The 16,343-nt window shown below is 66.1% G+C and carries 11 protein-coding genes; 7 read left to right on the forward strand and 4 right to left on the reverse strand.

Going from position 1 to position 16,343, the window contains the following annotated elements:
* Positions 1-80 precede the first annotated feature (80 nt).
* Genes RFA01S_RS16160 through RFA01S_RS16175 form a run of 4 tightly spaced genes read left to right on the forward strand, consistent with a single transcriptional unit; the run spans position 81 to position 3,259 of the window.
* Positions 81-1,145 carry a DNA-directed RNA polymerase subunit alpha gene (locus tag RFA01S_RS16160; protein WP_027496332.1) on the forward strand — a complete coding sequence of 355 codons (1,065 nt, stop codon included), beginning with the start codon at positions 81-83 and terminating at the stop codon, positions 1,143-1,145.
* Positions 1,146-1,179: 34 nt separating this feature from the next.
* Positions 1,180-1,767: a 50S ribosomal protein L17 gene (gene rplQ / locus RFA01S_RS16165; RefSeq protein WP_027496333.1), complete on the forward strand. Its 588-nt coding sequence runs from the start codon at positions 1,180-1,182 to the stop codon at positions 1,765-1,767.
* A gap of 5 nt (positions 1,768-1,772) precedes the next feature.
* Positions 1,773-2,669, forward strand: a complete 897-nt coding sequence (truA, locus tag RFA01S_RS16170; protein WP_032408026.1) for a tRNA pseudouridine(38-40) synthase TruA — start codon at positions 1,773-1,775, stop codon at positions 2,667-2,669.
* The gene (locus RFA01S_RS16175) at positions 2,666-3,259 is read left to right on the forward strand and encodes an NADPH-dependent FMN reductase (RefSeq protein WP_052060840.1); all 594 of its coding nucleotides are present in this window, start codon (positions 2,666-2,668) and stop codon (positions 3,257-3,259) included. Before truA ends, RFA01S_RS16175 begins: the two co-directional genes overlap by 4 nt.
* Before the next feature lie 5 nt (positions 3,260-3,264).
* Here the strand turns inward: RFA01S_RS16175 and eccE are convergent, their stop codons facing one another.
* Positions 3,265-5,094, reverse strand: coding sequence for a type VII secretion protein EccE (eccE, locus tag RFA01S_RS16180; RefSeq protein ID WP_081371350.1), 1,830 nt, complete (start codon positions 5,092-5,094; stop codon positions 3,265-3,267).
* Here eccE and eccB point away from each other — a divergent pair.
* Positions 5,088-6,542 (forward strand): type VII secretion protein EccB, encoded by a 1,455-nt coding sequence (gene eccB, locus RFA01S_RS16185; RefSeq protein ID WP_032393433.1) that lies wholly within the window; start codon positions 5,088-5,090, stop codon positions 6,540-6,542. The genes eccE and eccB overlap by 7 nt on opposite strands.
* A gap of 22 nt (positions 6,543-6,564) precedes the next feature.
* On the opposite strand, the gene mycP is transcribed toward eccB, so the two are convergent.
* From mycP to RFA01S_RS16200, 3 genes are all read right to left on the reverse strand, one after another.
* Positions 6,565-7,983: a type VII secretion-associated serine protease mycosin gene (mycP, locus tag RFA01S_RS16190; protein WP_052060838.1), complete on the reverse strand. Its 1,419-nt coding sequence runs from the start codon at positions 7,981-7,983 to the stop codon at positions 6,565-6,567.
* Positions 7,944-9,500: a type VII secretion integral membrane protein EccD gene (gene eccD / locus RFA01S_RS16195; protein WP_052060837.1), complete on the reverse strand. Its 1,557-nt coding sequence runs from the start codon at positions 9,498-9,500 to the stop codon at positions 7,944-7,946. The genes mycP and eccD overlap by 40 nt, the downstream gene beginning before the upstream one ends.
* Positions 9,501-9,627: 127 nt before the next feature.
* Positions 9,628-10,617 carry an LLM class flavin-dependent oxidoreductase gene (locus RFA01S_RS16200; protein WP_032388205.1) on the reverse strand — a complete coding sequence of 330 codons (990 nt, stop codon included), beginning with the start codon at positions 10,615-10,617 and terminating at the stop codon, positions 9,628-9,630.
* 210 nt (positions 10,618-10,827) lie between these two features.
* On the opposite strand from RFA01S_RS16200, the gene RFA01S_RS16205 reads away from it, so the two are divergent.
* A complete protein-coding gene (locus tag RFA01S_RS16205) occupies positions 10,828-14,814 on the forward strand; it encodes a type VII secretion protein EccC (protein ID WP_032408023.1) in 3,987 nt (1,328 codons plus the stop codon).
* The gene (locus tag RFA01S_RS16210; RefSeq protein ID WP_080733354.1) at positions 14,811-16,307 is read left to right on the forward strand and encodes a type VII secretion-associated protein; all 1,497 of its coding nucleotides are present in this window, start codon (positions 14,811-14,813) and stop codon (positions 16,305-16,307) included. The genes RFA01S_RS16205 and RFA01S_RS16210 overlap by 4 nt, the downstream gene beginning before the upstream one ends.
* The last annotated feature ends 36 nt before the right edge of the window (positions 16,308-16,343 follow it).

The following is a 16,343-nucleotide window of genomic DNA, read 5'->3' on the forward strand; positions in this document are numbered from 1 at the left end:
TCTCCCCGCGAGGCTCACATGCGTCTTCGCCTCCACACGTGGGCGTCAAATAGCGGACGCCCGTACAGGAGGAACACAGAATGCTCATTTCACAGCGCCCGACGCTGACCGAAGAGGTCATCGCCGACAACCGCTCGAAATTCGTCATCGAGCCGCTCGAGCCCGGCTTCGGTTACACACTCGGCAACTCGCTCCGCCGCACCCTGCTGTCGTCGATCCCCGGCGCTGCTGTCACCAGCATCCGTATCGACGGCGTCCTCCACGAATTCACCACCGTTCCCGGAGTCAAGGAAGATGTCACCGACATCATCCTGAACCTCAAGGGACTCGTGGTGAGCTCCGAAGAAGACGAACCGGTCACCATGTACGTCCGCAAGCAGGGCCCCGGCGCTGTCACCGCAGGCGACATCGTGCCTCCGGCCGGCGTCACGGTGAACAATCCGGATCTGCACATCGCGACCCTGAACGACAAGGGCAAGTTGGAGATCGAGCTCGTCGTCGAGCGCGGTCGCGGCTACGTCCCCGCCGTTCAGAACAAGGCATCGGGTGCCGAGATCGGCCGTATTCCGGTCGACTCGATCTACTCGCCCGTGCTCAAGGTCACCTACAAGGTGGAGGCCACCCGCGTCGAACAGCGCACCGACTTCGATCGGCTCGTTCTCGACGTGGAGACCAAGAATTCCATCACCGCGCGGGACGCGCTCGCTTCGGCGGGCAAGACCCTGGTTGAGCTCTTCGGCCTCGCCCGTGAGCTGAACGTCGAAGCAGAAGGCATCGAGATCGGACCCTCGCCCGCCGAGGCCGATCACATCGCATCCTTCGGACTCCCCATCGAGGATCTGGACCTGACGGTTCGTTCCTACAACTGCCTCAAGCGCGAAGGTGTTCACACCGTCGGTGAGCTGGTTGGTCGTACCGAGTCCGATCTGCTCGACATCCGTAACTTCGGGCAGAAGTCCATCGACGAGGTGAAGGTCAAGCTGCACTCGCTCGGCCTTTCCCTCAAGGACAGCCCCGCGTCGTTCGATCCGAGCACCGTGCCTGGCTACGACGCCACCACGGGCACGTGGAGTGACACCGACGCAGGCTCCTTCGGCGATACCGAAGGCGCCGAGCAGGACTACGCCGAGACAGAACAGCTGTAATCAGCTCGCTGGAGCTCTTACTAGGAGATTCATCATGCCCAAGCCCACCAAGGGCCGCCGTCTCGGCGGGTCGGCGTCACACCAGAAGGCCATCCTGGCCAACCTGGCGACGTCACTCTTCGAGCACGGCCGCATCACCACCACCGAGTCGAAGGCCAAGCGCCTTCGTCCCCACGCCGAGAAGCTCGTCACCCATGCCAAGAAGGGTGATCTGGCCCATCGTCGTGAGGTTCTCAAGACGATCAACAACAAAGATGTCGTGCACAAGCTCTTCGCCGAGATCGGGCCTTTCTTCGCCGATCGCGACGGTGGCTACACGCGCATCATCAAGACCGTCCCCCGTAAGGGTGACAACTCGCCGATGGCCATCATCGAGCTCGTCAACGAGCAGACGGTGTCCAACGAAGCCGACCGCGCACGCCGCGTGAAGGCATCGAAGGCTGCTCCCGCCGCAACCGAGGCTCCGGCCGAGGACACGGCAGACGACAACGTCGTCGAGGCTGTCGAAGCCGACGCGACCGACGCCGAGGTGGCCAACGCCGACGCAGTCATCGAAGGCATCGAGGACAACGACGCCCACGCGTCGGACGCCCCCGAGGCCGAGGATGCGAAGAAGGACTAGTCCTTGTGAGCTCCGAGCACGACCGAAGCGGGCCCGCCATTTCCTCAGGAGATGGCGGGCCCGCTTTGTCGGTCCCCACCAGATACCGGCTCGACATCTCGTACGACGGCACGAACTTCTCCGGCTGGGCTCGGCAACCCGGTATCCGAACCGTGTGTGGCGTGCTCGAGGAGGCTTTCTCCACTGTGCTCCGTCAACCGGTCGAGCTGACGGTGGCCGGTCGTACCGACGCCGGAGTGCACGCGACCGGTCAGGTTGCACATTTCGACGCCGTGGGTGTGCCGGACGAGCACGACCGGTTGATTCGAAGAATGGCGCGCTTCCTTCCCGCCGACGTCCGGGTTCGTGCGATAACGGAGGTCTCGCCCGACTTCGACGCTCGGTTCTCGGCATATCGCCGTCACTACGAGTACCGATTCGGCACAGCGCTCTACGGCGTCGATCCTCTGGACGTCGCCGGAGTCGTGTCCTGGCCGCGGCCGATCGATCTGGACGCGGTACGCGAGGCATCGCAGGCACTGATCGGACTGCACAATTTCGCAGCGTTCTGCAAGAGGCGAGACGGTGCCACGACAGTGCGAGAACTGCAGCGCTTCGACTGGGAACGCGAGGGGGATCGACTGACCGCGTACGTCAGCGCCGATGCGTTCTGCTGGTCGATGGTGCGCAGTCTGGTCGGGGCGATGCAGGCCGTCGGTGAAGGACGACGAACCCCCGACTGGGCACGTTCCCTGCTCGGTCGTCGAGAACGCGCGAGCGAGGTGGCAGTGGCCCCGGCTCGCGGACTTGCCCTGGTGCGGGTCGACTATCCACCCGCCGACATGTTGGCCGCGCGCAATGCTGCCACCCGGGAGACTCGACCGGCAATCGTCGGCGACGAATGCTGTGGAGGAGAAGGATGAGCTACGATTGCGCCGGGTCCGGTGCCGACACGATCCAGCCGATACGTCTAGCGGTGGTCACCGGCAGCGTTCGGGAGGGGCGGGTGGGCCCCACCGTCGCAGCCTGGGTACGCAGCGTGGCGTCGGCGCGCGACTCTCTCACGGTTGTGGATGTCGATCTCGCGGACTTCGATCTCCCGAACAGCTTGACGTCGAGCGAGGGCTCCGAACGTTTCACCCGCATCGTGGGCGAGGCCGACGCGTTCGTCCTCGTCACTCCCGAGTACAACCACGCTGTGCCCGGCTCGCTGAAGACCGCGCTCGACACGGTGAAGTACGAATGGCGTTCCAAGCCAGTGGGATTCGTTTCCTATGGCGGTCTGGCGGGTGGTGTGCGAGCGACCGAGCAACTGCGCCTCATCGCCGCAGAGCTACACATGGTGTCGGTACGGGATTCGGTATCACTCCATCGCGTGCGTCGGCGTTTCGACGAGGCCGGTGGCGTCGACGATCCCGCTGCTGTCGACTCCTTGGGGCGATTGCTCGACCAACTCGAGTGGTGGGCCGGCGCAGTGTCGAGCGCGCGGGCGCGCGTCCGGTACCCCGGCTGACACTGTCAGACTCGGACGGCGGGTCGAAGACTTCTCGGTCGACCGATGAACGCCGTTTCCTGCGGAATGGTGACCAGCGTCAGTTCGATGTCGATGGGACCCGAACGCACCCGAATACGGTCACCGGACGCACGCGGCTGAACGATCGACAGTGTCGCGGCGAATCTCTGTCGGGTCGGCCCGGGTGCCGCCGGATCATGCGGCGGTTCGTGCTCGGTCAGCGAGATCACAGTGACGCCGGGGACAGATTGGTGATCGAGCGAGATGGAGCCGTCTGCGAAGTCGACCACGACGACGTCGTACGAGGGCCGCACCCGTGTGTGGTCGCTGTCGACCAGAAACCGCTCGGGCTCCCCGATGGCGTCGCGGAGGGCTCCCCAGGCGTGCGGTCTGTCCGTTCTGACGACAACTCGCGCTCCGATCGCCACGGCTCGGAACAGAAGCTGTTGGGCGAGGTAGAGCTCGCCCACGATGCTGACCCGCGGCAGGTTCGCCCCGAAGATTCGCACTGCCACACCGTTTCCGTTCGTATCCGATCCCAGTAGTTGGCCGCAACCACTCACCGGGAACGCCCAGGCCTGCAGTGCGGAGGTCGAGAGGGTTCCGACCGGCATCACTGCCGAGTGTGTTGCCACAGCCAGTGGCAATTGAGCGAAAATGCCGTCTCGTTGACGTCCGGCCATCGAGGTCAGTGAAGCAACATCGGGCCTCGAGATTGCCTCTCGCGCAGCGAATCTGCACGACGCACGAACGCGGACGCGGCTCGGCTCGTCGGTGGGGCGCAGGTGAACGGACATGGTCGTACCCAGCGACGGTGTCGCCCACAAGGCCGAAAGATCCTCGACAGTGATTGTGCTGCAATCGATTCCGTAACCCGTACTCGCGACGCCGGGCAATGGAGCGTAGGACCACACCTGAGTCAGGTCGTCGGTGTCGACACCGCGGCTCAGGTGCAATGCCGCGGCTCGGAGTTCTGTGGCCGTCGACAGCCGTGTGGACAGTCCATGAGATTCCAAGGCGCGTGCAATGCGGAGAGCTGCAACGACCGCGGTTCGGGCCGCCCCCGTCCGGCCCGTGCCCCTCGCTGCCATCGCCCGGGCGTTGGCCCGTACGTCCAGAGTGACGGACACCCACACCGTCCGCTGCGCGACGGCGGGCAACGGGCCGATGAGGCCCTCGTACACGTCGGTGGCCACCGAACCGTCGGCGGTTCGAAACCCGAGCGCGACGATGTCGATTGCGGCAACCTCGACGTCGTGCTGCCGAAAGCACGACGTCAACGCCTCGATGGGCAGCGTGTGTCGTGTGTCGGCTCGCGTTCGCGCCAGCACCGTCGTGTCGTGTTCCGGTGCAATGATCTCCACGGTGCACGTGACGGTATCGCGCTGCCAGTGCACACCGACGGGCCGGCCGTCGGGGTCGACATGTTCTGTTGTCACCCCGACGGCAGGGACTCGGCCGGATCCGAAGCGTAGAGCGACGACCAGCCAGCCGGCGATCGACGTTCGCCGAAAGGCGACGAACGGTACGAGCGACACCGTCGCTGCGGCGGTGAGCGTCCACTCGACGGGCATGTCGGTCGCGAGTAGTGCGAGAGTTGTTGTCACAGTAGTTATTTCGGCCGCGAGCAACCCTCGAACAGTTGGCACGGCGAACGACACGACCGACGTGCGCCGTCGTCTCCTCGAACGCGTCATCACATACCCTCCCCCCGAAGGTTGCAGCCCGATCGATCGTCGCCGACACGGTCGCCGATGGGTGCGGACGAACTGTACTGTGTCGCGTGACCCGATGGGGGATCGGGTCGGCACAATCCTGGGGAGGAATCGTGGCATCTACTCCGACGACGAAATGGCAGGTCGGCGGATACCGCTTTCTCGTCCGACGAATGGAACATGCCCTCATCAGGCGCGACGCGCGGATGTTGCACGACCCGATGAAGTCGCAGTCGCGCGCGCTCATGGTGGGTGTCGTCGTCGCATGCGTGGGTCTGGCGGGCTGCGCTGCCCTGGCGCTGTTTCGGCCTCAGGACAAGATCGGCGACGCGTCGATCGTGGTCGGTAAGGAGTCGGCCGCCATGTTCGTCAGCGTCGACGGCGTGTTCCATCCGGTGCTGAACCTGGCTTCGGCGCGGTTGATCGTGGGAAGGCCCGACAACCCTGTGACGGTGAAGGAGTCGGAACTGGCGTCGCGACCTCGCGGTGCGCTGGTCGGAATTCCCGGTGCCCCGTCGGCGTTGCCGCACGACCCGGACGGCGAGGCCGAGTCGTGGACCGTGTGCGACACCGTCGATCCGATCGCCGGCGTCACGTCCACGACAGTGATCGTGGGGGAGCCCCGCTACGGCGAGAACGCGGCTGCGCTCGGCCCATCCGAGGCATTCCTGTGGACTTCGGGCGGTGCGGCGTATCTCGTCCACGACGGCACCAAGTCGCCGGTCGATCTGGCGGACAGAGCTGTCGTTCGTGCGCTGGGCCTCGAGGATGCGACGCCGACGCCGGTCAGTGCCGGTCTGCTCAACGCGGTACCGCAGTCGCCTGCGGTGACGGCTCCGTTCATAGCGCGAGCGGGTGAGATCCCCGCCTACCCGTTCGACAACCGGCCTATCGGCTCCGTGGTCAAGGTTGCCGGCCGCGACGTTCGGTACTACGTCGTGCTCGAGGACGGCATCCAAGCCATCAGCGAAACCGCAGCCCTACTCGTCAAGTTCGCCGACTCGCAGGGCAGCCCCGACATCGCGGCCGTCAATCCCGACGTCCTGGCCGACGCTCCCAAGACGATGTCCGGACTCGACATATCGACCTTCCCACCGACGACTCCCGACATCGTCGACTCGGGCCAGAGGCCCGTCGGGTGTCTGACATGGTCACCACTCGATGTCGCCGACGGTGGTCCGACTGCGCAGCTGGTCGAATCCGCAGGACGGTCGTTGCCACTCGATACCACCGCTTCACCGGTGGCACTGGCTCAGGCGGACGGCGGCGGTGATGCGGTCGACCAGGTCCATCTGTCGCCGGGTAGCGGCGGATTCGTTCGAAGCACCGGTATCTCGACGGCCAGTACCCGTCAGGACAGCGTCTTCTTCGTCGCCGACACGGGAGTTCGTTACGGAGTCGAGGGTGCGGATGCAGCGTCGGCATTGGGCTTCGGACTTCCGGCTCCTGCACCGTGGCAGATTCTGCAGTTGCTGGGCAGCGGGCCGACTCTGGGGCGTGGTCAGGCGCTGACCATGCACGACGGGGTCGCGGCGGACCCGCAGGCAGCCGCGCTTCCGTCCAAGTAGTCCCGGTGAGTGGGCGAGCCGATCACAGTCGTCGGCGCAGGGGAATGGAGACTGCCGTTCCGAGGCCCAGAATCACCGCGACCACTACCGACCCGGCCACCGCCGCATCGCGGGGCCGATGATCGACGGCGAGCGGTGGGAGCGGCGCACCGATCGCGACCGCATCTGCGGGGACGGTTCGCTGCGTCGGTGTCACGACGTCGGTTACTGCAGCGAGTGGATCGACGACACCGTGGCCGACCGACGGATTCCATCCGTCGGCCGGCGCATGAGCTGTTCGCTCGATGCGGTCGATCACTTGGAGAGCGGACAGATCGGGCCTGTACGCCCGCACCAGTGCCGCTGTCGCAGCGACGAGCGGTGCGGCGAAACTGGTTCCGGTCATCGGTACTACGCCGTCGGTGCCCCGAATGCCGTTGGCCAGGCCGTTGCCCGCCGGCGACAGCGACGTCAGGTTGGAGCCCGGAGCAGCCACGTCTACCCATGGTCCGGCCAGGCTGAACGACGACGGCGAACCGTCCAACTCGACCGAACCGACGGTCAACACGTCGTCGAACCAAGCAGGTGTCGCGATGGTCGCAAACCCTTCCCACGGGTCCGCCTCGGGCCGGACCGGGTCGGGCATGGGGTTCTGTGTCCTGCACGCGCCGCTTGCGAAGTTGCCTGCCGCAGCCACGACGACGGCGTCACTCTCACGAACGGCGTACTGCACTGCTGCACCGAGTGGGCCGTCGGCGACGCCTGCGCCGGCAGGTACGCACGCCACTTCGGAGATGTTGATGACCGATGCGTCTGCGTCGGCCGCCGCCCGGATTGCCATGGCCATCGTCCGTACGTTTCCGTACCCGGCAGCGTTCTCGGGTTCGGTCGTCTTCTCCTGGTCGGTCCTGTTGTCCACGACTTGAAACACGTTGCTGGACTGACGGATCGACAGGACACGGGCGTCCGGAGCGCCGCCGGCGAAACCGCTGCCGGAGGCCGTCTGTGCGGCAATGAGACCGGCCACCATCGTGCCGTGCGCGTCACAGTCGAGCAATCCGTCGCCGGTGCCGACGTAGTCGCCCCCCGGAATCAGACCCGGCAGACGTGGGTGAGGCGTGACGCCCGTATCGATGACGGCAATCAGTTGACCGGCTCCGCGAGTGATCGGCCATACGGACGCGAAGTCGAGTGCTTGCTGCGCCGTCGGAATTTCCCGGGCGTCGATCGTTTCGGAGGGGACGGCGCACGCGTTCTTCTGCTCGGTCGGTTCCAAAGGCGCGGGAGGGCTGGGCGGTGGCAGTTGCACCGGATCGATGAGCGGGCGTTCGGCGTGCGCGAAGGACGGTCCCATCAGGGCTTCGTAGGTGAGGGTCAGGACGGTGAGCGCGGCAACGGTGTGCGCTCGACGCCGGCGCGCGGTCACAGTCCGCGGACGACGCTGTACAGACCGCACACCCATACTGCGATCGGAATGACGAGGGCGATCGCGGCGTATTCCGCCAGTTCGGCCGATCGCCGCATCACCGGCGAATAGTTGCGGGTCGGAACCAGGGCTCCGAACACGGATGCGACGACGGCGGCGGCCAACGCCGCGCCGAACAACTCGAGTGCACGGTCCGGAAATGTGATCACTGCCCCGACCGAGAGCGAGAACAGGACGACCGCACCACCACCGACGAGTGGGACGGCATGTGTCACAACGGCATACGTGCGTCCGCGCAGAAGTAGCACCAGCGCGCACAGTGCGGCGAGGGCGATGCCGGGCCACCCGGAACCGGTCGCGGTGTCGCTCGCCGCCGCAGCGAGTACTCCCATCACCACCACGACCGTGAACGCCGTGAGCAATCCCGTCAGGTAGCTCCGTGCGCGCGTGGCTGCCACCTGCAGATCTGCGAACGACATCGAATCGAGCTCTGCCTCCTGGGCGGTGTCCAGTGGGGCACCGGCGGTGGGGACCGGAGGCAACGGAAGCCGCGCCTGCATCATCGACAGTCGGGCCGACACGGCGATTCCGGTCAGACCTACCAGTGCCGCGACGGTACCGATGGCCGCCGGCGTCATCACGGTGAACAACGCGCAGGCCGCCGCGGCGAACGCCGACACTGCCAGCACGATCGACCCGGTGAACACGGCGAGCCCGGCATCGCCGATTCGCAGAGACAACAGCGCGATCGAGCCTGCCATGGCCGAACCCAACATCACGTGAGCTGCCCCGAACTGGCCGGGTACGAACAGCGTTCCACCGGTGAACATCAGCGCCGAGGCGCATTCCCCGAAAAGCACCGCGACGGCCACCTGCTCGTACAGCCGGCCGAGAATCATCCCCGCAACGGCGAACAGGACCGCGGCCGTGACCGCGGCGACTGCCTCGACCGGGCTGCTCGTGTTCTCGGCACCGGCTCGCACCGGGTCACTCAGAACGATTCCGCAGGCGAGCAGGACCGTCGAGCCCGTGATGATCGAACCGACCGTGCGTGCAGTACGCGCGGTCCACTGAGCGACGTCGTCCTTGCCGGCCCGGGCCACGGCGTCCATGAGATCGTCGAACAACGGAGTCGGTGCCGGACGCTCGGCGACACCCAACACGAGCAGGTCGCCGTCACGTACGCCCAGTTCGGACAGTGTTGACGTCGACGGTAGCGGCGGACGTCCGATACGGGACAGCGTCCAGGCCCCCGACAACCCGTCGGATCCGGAGTCCGCGGTCCGGCTCCCGACCGGACCCGGTCCTTCCGCAGCTTCCGCTCGTGACGCGATCATGTCGACGATCCCCGGAATCAACAGCGACACCGGAACGTCGACGGGCAGTGCCATATCCACTTGGGTCGACCTCGCCGACACCGTCACCCGGCACACGTCCTGGGCGAAGACGGCACGCAGCCCCTGGGCACGTCGGGCCGGGTCCGATGCGATGGTTGGTTCGGCTGCGTCGGACGGTGTGTTCGTCGTTGCGGGACGGCTGTCGGCGCGTGTCATGGATATCCCCCCGGATGCGTGCGGTGCACTGTCGATGCCCGCCCCCCGGGCATCGTGCGTCCACACCCTACGACATCACGCCGACACTCGACCGCTCGTCGCCTCCGCCGAGACCTGCTCTCAGCAGTCAGGCAGGAACCAGCTCGCTCACCTGGGCCAGCAGCTCGAACGACCTGAGCCAGGATCGACGATCGGAGACGCCCGAGGCGACGATCAACTCGTCTGCTCCCGTGCGTTCGGCGAATCGGTCGAGGTACTCCCTGACCATGTCGGGTGTCCCGACGGCCGAGTACTTCGTCATCTTCGAGATCTGTTGCCCCGCGGGTGCTTCCAGCACCATGTCGGCTTCCTCGTCGGTGAAGGTGCGACCCCGTCCGAGCAGCAGGCTCACGCGGCTTCTCTTGGTTCGGAGGAACTGGGCCTGAGCCTCGGCGACGGTGTCCGCAGCGATCACGTTGACGCCCACGATGAGGTGAGGTTCGGACAGCTGCGCCGACGGACGGAAGTCGCGACGATAGATCTCCACGGCCTGTTCGAGTGCGTCGGGTGCGAAATGCGACGCGAATGCATACGGCAGGCCGAGGGCTGCCGCGAGCTGTGCGCCGAAGAGAGACGATCCGAGGATGTACAGCGGCACCTCGGTGCCGGCACCCGGCGTGGCACTGACCCCGGGGACGAGGGACTGGTGAGACAGGTACCCCTGCAGCTCCTGGACGTCCTGGGGGAATCGGTCCGAGGACGCGGGGTCGCGGCGCATGGCGCGCATGGTCACCTGGTCGCTGCCGGGGGCGCGGCCCAGTCCGAGATCGATCCTGTCCGGGAACAACGTGGCCAACGTGCCGAATTGCTCGGCGATGGTGAGCGGCGCGTGGTTGGGAAGCATGATCCCGCCGGAGCCGAGTCGAATTCGCTTCGTGTGTGCGGCCACGTGCCCGATCAACACCGACGTCGCCGACGATGCGATCGTCTTCATGTTGTGATGTTCGGCGTACCAGATGCGCTGGTAACCCCAGTTCTCGGCATGCTGGGCGAGCGTCACGCTGGCGTCGAAACTGTCTCGGATTGTTTCGCCCTCGCCCACATGTGCGAGATCGAGGATGGACAGGGGTACGGACACGGAAGCCGACCTTTCGTTCGTCGAACATGTGCGGCCTTGGAGCCGCATTCTTCGTTCAACCGAATGCGGTGCCGTTCTATTTCTGTATCCCGATGCTTCGACGCAACGGTGGACCCTCCGGTTGTGCATGCGTTAGCCTGTCGTCCACGCGGCCTCGGGGGGAGGTCGCCGCGAATGCAGTTGTGGGGGCGCGGCCGTGGGGGCTGATCGATGAGTACCGTGCGCTTCGTTCGCAGCGCGCGCCGGGAAGTACCTCGGTCACCGGGCGGCGAGGTCGTACTTCAACCGCCGCCTCCCGTGCCGCGCGCGGTACCCGGCAATCTCCTGATGAAGCTGATGCCGCTGGTGATGGTCGCCGCCATGGTCGGAATGGTTGCGCTCATGTTCACTTCCGGTGCGGCAGCGAACCCGATGATGTTGATGTTCCCAGCCATGATGCTGATGTCGATGGTGGGCATGTTGGCCGGCGGGGGCAAGTCCGGGGGAGCACGTACCGCCGAGGCGAACGAGGACCGTAAGGACTATCTGCGGTATCTCGACCAGCTTCGACGAGACGTCGCCGACACCGAGCGAGATCAGCGCAGGGCACTCGAGTGGAGCCATCCGGATCCGGGCACTCTGTGGTCGACGGCCGGAACGCAGCGTATGTGGGAACGTCGGCCTCAGGACGCCGACTTCGCGCACGTGCGGGCCGGGCTCGGCGATCAGCGTTTGGCGACCCGACTCGTGCCTCCCGAGACCGGACCTGTGGAAGAGCTGGAACCGGTGTCCGCGGTGTCGCTGCGCCGATTCGTGCGAGCACACTCGGTGGTGTCCGAGTTGCCGATTGCCGTGTCGCTGAGGGGATTCGCCGCTCTGTCGATAGCCGGGGATCGCGATGCCGCTCGTGCGATGGTGCGCTCGATGGTCGCCTATCTCTGTACCTTTCACGGACCGGACCACCTCGCGGTTGCCGTCGTCTGCGGCCCCGACACCGTGGAGCAGTGGGAATGGACCAAGTGGCTGCCGCACACACAACACGACGTGTTGCGAGACGGTGCCGGTTCTGCGCGAATGATCTTCGGCAGTGTCCTCGAGCTCGAGAGCGCGCTGGGGGACGTCCTGTCGATGCGGAATCGCTTCGCACGTGGGGCGGTGAACAGTGGGGTCACGCAGTTGGTGATCGTGGTGGACGGCGGACTGGTTGCCAACCGTTCGACCGACCTCACCGACACCGGCCTCGATTCCGTCACCATCGTCGACCTGTCCGGGTTGTGTACGCGACTGGCGGCAAGTCGCGGGCTCCAGCTGGTGGTCGAGAACGGCTCGATCGGTGCGGTCAGCGGCACGGCAGTCGAGGTCTTCGCTGTGGCGGACGCGATGAGTACCACCGAGGCACACGCCGTTGCTCGACGCCTTTCTCCGTATCGCGCGCCGTCGTCGCCCTCCGCTGTCGATACCGTCACCGACGACGGGGCCGCAGTGTCACGATGGAACAGCCTCGTCGGAATCGCCGACGTCGGTGCGCTCGATACGGATCGAGCGTGGACAGTGCGTCGCGGTCGAGACCGGTTGCGGGTACCCATCGGCGTCGCACCCGACGGCAGCGCGGTCGAGATCGATTTGAAGGAGTCTGCCGAGAACGGCATGGGTCCACACGGATTGTGCATCGGCGCAACGGGTTCGGGTAAGTCGGAGTTTCTGCGTACGCTCGTTCTCGGATTGGTGTCCACCCACGCCCCGCAGCAGTTGAACCTGGTACTGGTCGACTTCAAGGGCGGGGCGACCTTCGCGGGGCTCGAGGCCGCGCCGCACGTGGCGGCCGTGATCACCAACCTGTCCGAGGACCTGGCTCTGGTCGACCGGATGCGTGATGCCCTCGCCGGCGAGATGAACCGTCGGCAGGAGTTGCTGCGCTCGGCCGGAAACTTCGCCAATGTGTCCGACTACGAGAAGGCGCGCGCAGCGGGAGCTGCTCTGGTGCCGTTGCCCGCTCTGTTCGTGGTGGTCGACGAGTTCTCGGAATTGCTTAGTCAGCAACCGGAATTCGCGGATTTGTTCGTGGCGATCGGGCGACTCGGACGTTCGTTGCACATGCATCTGTTGTTGGCCAGTCAGCGTCTGGAAGAAGGGAAGCTGCGCGGACTCGACAGTCATCTGTCCTATCGAATCGGTCTGAAAACGTTCTCGGCCAACGAGTCACGTTCCGTTCTCGGTGTTCCCGACGCGTACCACCTGCCTGCTCAGCCCGGTGCCGGCTATCTCAAGTGCGATTCGGCCGAGATCGTCCGCTTCGCTGCGGCCTACGTGTCCGGACCGTACGTTCCGCCACGTTCGAGTGCGGGGGCACCCGCCGCGCAGGGCGTCGATATCCGTCCGAGGCCGTTCACCGCATATCCGGTCGTGGTCGATCCCATCGAGAACGACGTCCGTGTCGAGCCGGTGGTCGAACCGGATCCGGTCGAGCACGACGACACCGGCGCGACCGTTCTCGACGTCGTCGTCGGCCGAATCGCAGGCCGCGGTATGCCGGCCCACGAGGTATGGCTACCGCCGTTGGACAAGGCACCGACACTGACCCGCTTACTGCCTCGGTCGGTACTGAGCGGCGGCGTCGATGCGCTGAGCACACTTCGTGCGCCGATCGGCATCATCGACAGGCCGTTCGATCAGCGGCGGGATCTGCTCACCGTCGACCTGTCCGGTGCAGCCGGGCACGTCGCGATCGTGGGGGCTCCGCAGTCGGGGAAATCGACGGCCCTTCGGTCGCTGATCATGGCTCTGGCGATGACGCACACACCCGCTCAGGTTCAGTTCTACTGCTTGGACTTCGGGGGTGGAACGCTGGCCGGGTTGGCCGAACTACCGCACGTCGGATCGGTGGCCAACAGATTGGACGTCGACCGAGTGCGCCGGACCGTGGCCGAGGTCGCGGCTGTCGTTCGTCAGCGGGAGAAGACTTTTCGAGATCGCGGCATCGATTCCATGGTCGAGTTCCGGCGGCTGCGGGCGATGCAACCGGTCGATGCGAACGACCGGTTCGGCGACGTCTTCCTGGTGATCGACGGATGGCAGTCCATCAGATCCGACTTCGAGAGTCTCGAACAACAGATCGCGACGCTGACGACCCAGGGACTGGCATTCGGTCTGCACCTCGTTCTGACGGCCTCTCGCTGGGCAGAAGTGAGGCCCGCGACGAAGGATCTGATCGGGACCCGGCTCGAGCTGCGACTCGGAGATCCGTCGGACTCGGACATCGGCCGAACGAAAGCCGCCAGTGTGCCGCAGGGCCGACCGGGCCGGGGCATGACCAAGGACGGTCTCCACCTGCAGATCGCACTGCCTCGGGTCGACGACCGTCGGTCGGTGGCCGACCTGTCCCGAGCTGTCGCAGAGTCCGTCAGCGCGATCGCCGCAGCGTCCACGGGGTCGCCTGCCCCGCCGGTCCGCATGTTGCCGGAGATGCTCGAACGGTCGGAGGTGCTCGATCGACTCGCCGGCGCCTGGCCCCGCGACCGTGGCACCGTTGCGGAACTGAGGGTTCCGATCGGCATCGACGAGGCCGAGCTGGCTCCGGTGACGGTCGACTTCGCCGAGAACCCACATTTCGTCGTCTTCGGCGACAGCGAATGCGGGAAGACGTCCCTGCTGCGGGGGATCTGTCGATCGTTGGTCGATGCGAACCCACCCGATCGGGTGAAACTGATCGTGGCGGACTACCGTCGAACTCTTTTGGGCACAGTCGATTCCGAGCATCTGGCCGGCTATGCGGCCGCGCAGGCGACGTTGACGGCGATGATCGTCGATCTCGCAGGCAGAATGAGCAGGCGCATGCCGGGATCGGACGTGACCCAGCAGCAGCTCCGAGAGCGGTCGTGGTGGGACGGCCCCGAGGTGTTCGTCGTCGTCGACGATTACGACCTGGTGGCCACCGCGTCCGGGAACCCGTTGTCGCCCTTGGTCGAGCATCTGCCACACGCCCGGGACATCGGACTGCACCTCATCGTGGCGCGTCGCTCGGGCGGGGCGGGGCGGGCACTGTTCGACCCGGTGATCGGGCGGCTACGCGACCTGGTGACTCCGGGATTGGTCATGAGCGGGAGCCGAGACGAGGGGAGCTTGATCGGCACCGTGCGTCCGAGCCCGATGCCGCCCGGACGTGGAGTGTTCGTCGATCGGTCCGGCCCCGCGCTCGTGCAGCTCGGACACTCGAGTTGACGAGGCCGCAGTGGCGTTACGCGGCTGTGCATTTGAGTCATTCGGAGATTTCTGTCGTCGCGTCCGGTGCGACGCTGCAGGGTCCACGCGAACACGTCGGATCCGCATACGCGGTATCGGAGGGTGGTCGACTCGTCTTCGGGCGGGCGGGCGCGGACACCGAGGTCCCTCCGCTGCTGTGTCTCGACGATCGATCGATCCTCGTGGGCGACGCAGTGTGGGATCGCGACGACGTCGTGCACGGGATCGTGTGGTCGGCGCTGCAGGGAGCCGGGATACACGAACGACTCGATCTGCTCGAGATCGCGTATCCCTCGACGTGGGGCGACGAGCGTCGAGAGCTCCTCCGAGCCGTGTTCGCCACGTCGGCGAGCGAGGTCGTCGTCGTGGAGACGGCGATCGCCGCGGTCGCGTCGGCGGGAGAACGCGCACCGGCTGCTGCGGTGGTGATCGAAGTGGGCACCCTCGACACGACGGTCGTCCTGGTGGACGAGGCAAGAACTCACGGCGGCGACATCGGTGCAGTACTTGCTGTCGGAGAACGAGACGACAGCTGGCGACGACGAGCCGACGACTACCTTCGATCGTCGGTGTCGCAATGTCCCGAGGACATTTTCATCGTGGCGGAGTCGGGTTCGAGCTCGAGCCCCGCTGCGGAAGATCCGGCACGATGGCTGACCGGACTCGACGTCGCCAGGTCTCTGTATCGACGTGCGGGAGCTGAGGTGGAAACTGCCCCGCCAGGGCGAGCCGCGGCAGGGCGCTCGGCGGCATGGCTCGATGAAGTGACCGTCGCGGTGCCACCTCCCCGAAGAAGCGGATTGCCGGTTCGAGTGTTCGGTGCGGTGGCCGCATCGGTCATCGTTGCCGGTGGTGTCGTTGCACTGACGTTCGTCCTTCGGTCTCCGCAAGAGGTGGCCGTCGCGACCTCGCCGCCGTTCGAGGTGCCTGCCACCCTGGCGGCATCGGCGACCGAAGCCACCCCCGCGACCGAAACGACCCCCGCGACCGAAACGACCTCGGCGACAGCAGTATCGGCGACGAGCGAGTCACCGTCGGTGATCCCGTCGGCGACGTTCGTCTCGGGCCGGGCGTCGCTGCGACTACCGGCGACCTGGACCAGGATGGAGGACCCGGCCCGGATGGTGTTGATTCCGCCGACAGCACCCGAGCGTCGCATCGTCGTCACAGTGCAGGAACTGGTGCCCGGCTCGACGCTCGAACAGGTTGCGTCCGAGCTCGGTGCGGCAGTCGACGCGCGTGGACCCGACTCCCCGATCGGATCGCTGGAGCCTGCCCGTGATTTCGGAGGTCGGGTGGGGATCTCGTACGTCGAGCGGCCGGCCGATGCGTCCACTGTGTTGTGGCGTGTGCTGGTCGAATCGGATGTGCAGGTGAGCATTGGCTGCCAGTTCGAGGGACCGGACTCGTCCGCGATCGACACCGAATGTGATCTGGCCACCCAGACTCTGGAGATCGTGCCGATGAGTTGAGGCCGCCGCGCAGATTTTCGCCGTATGCCGGAACCG

It is taken from the genome of Rhodococcoides fascians NBRC 12155 = LMG 3623 (assembly GCF_001894785.1).
Lineage (GTDB): Bacteria > Actinomycetota > Actinomycetes > Mycobacteriales > Mycobacteriaceae > Rhodococcoides > Rhodococcoides fascians.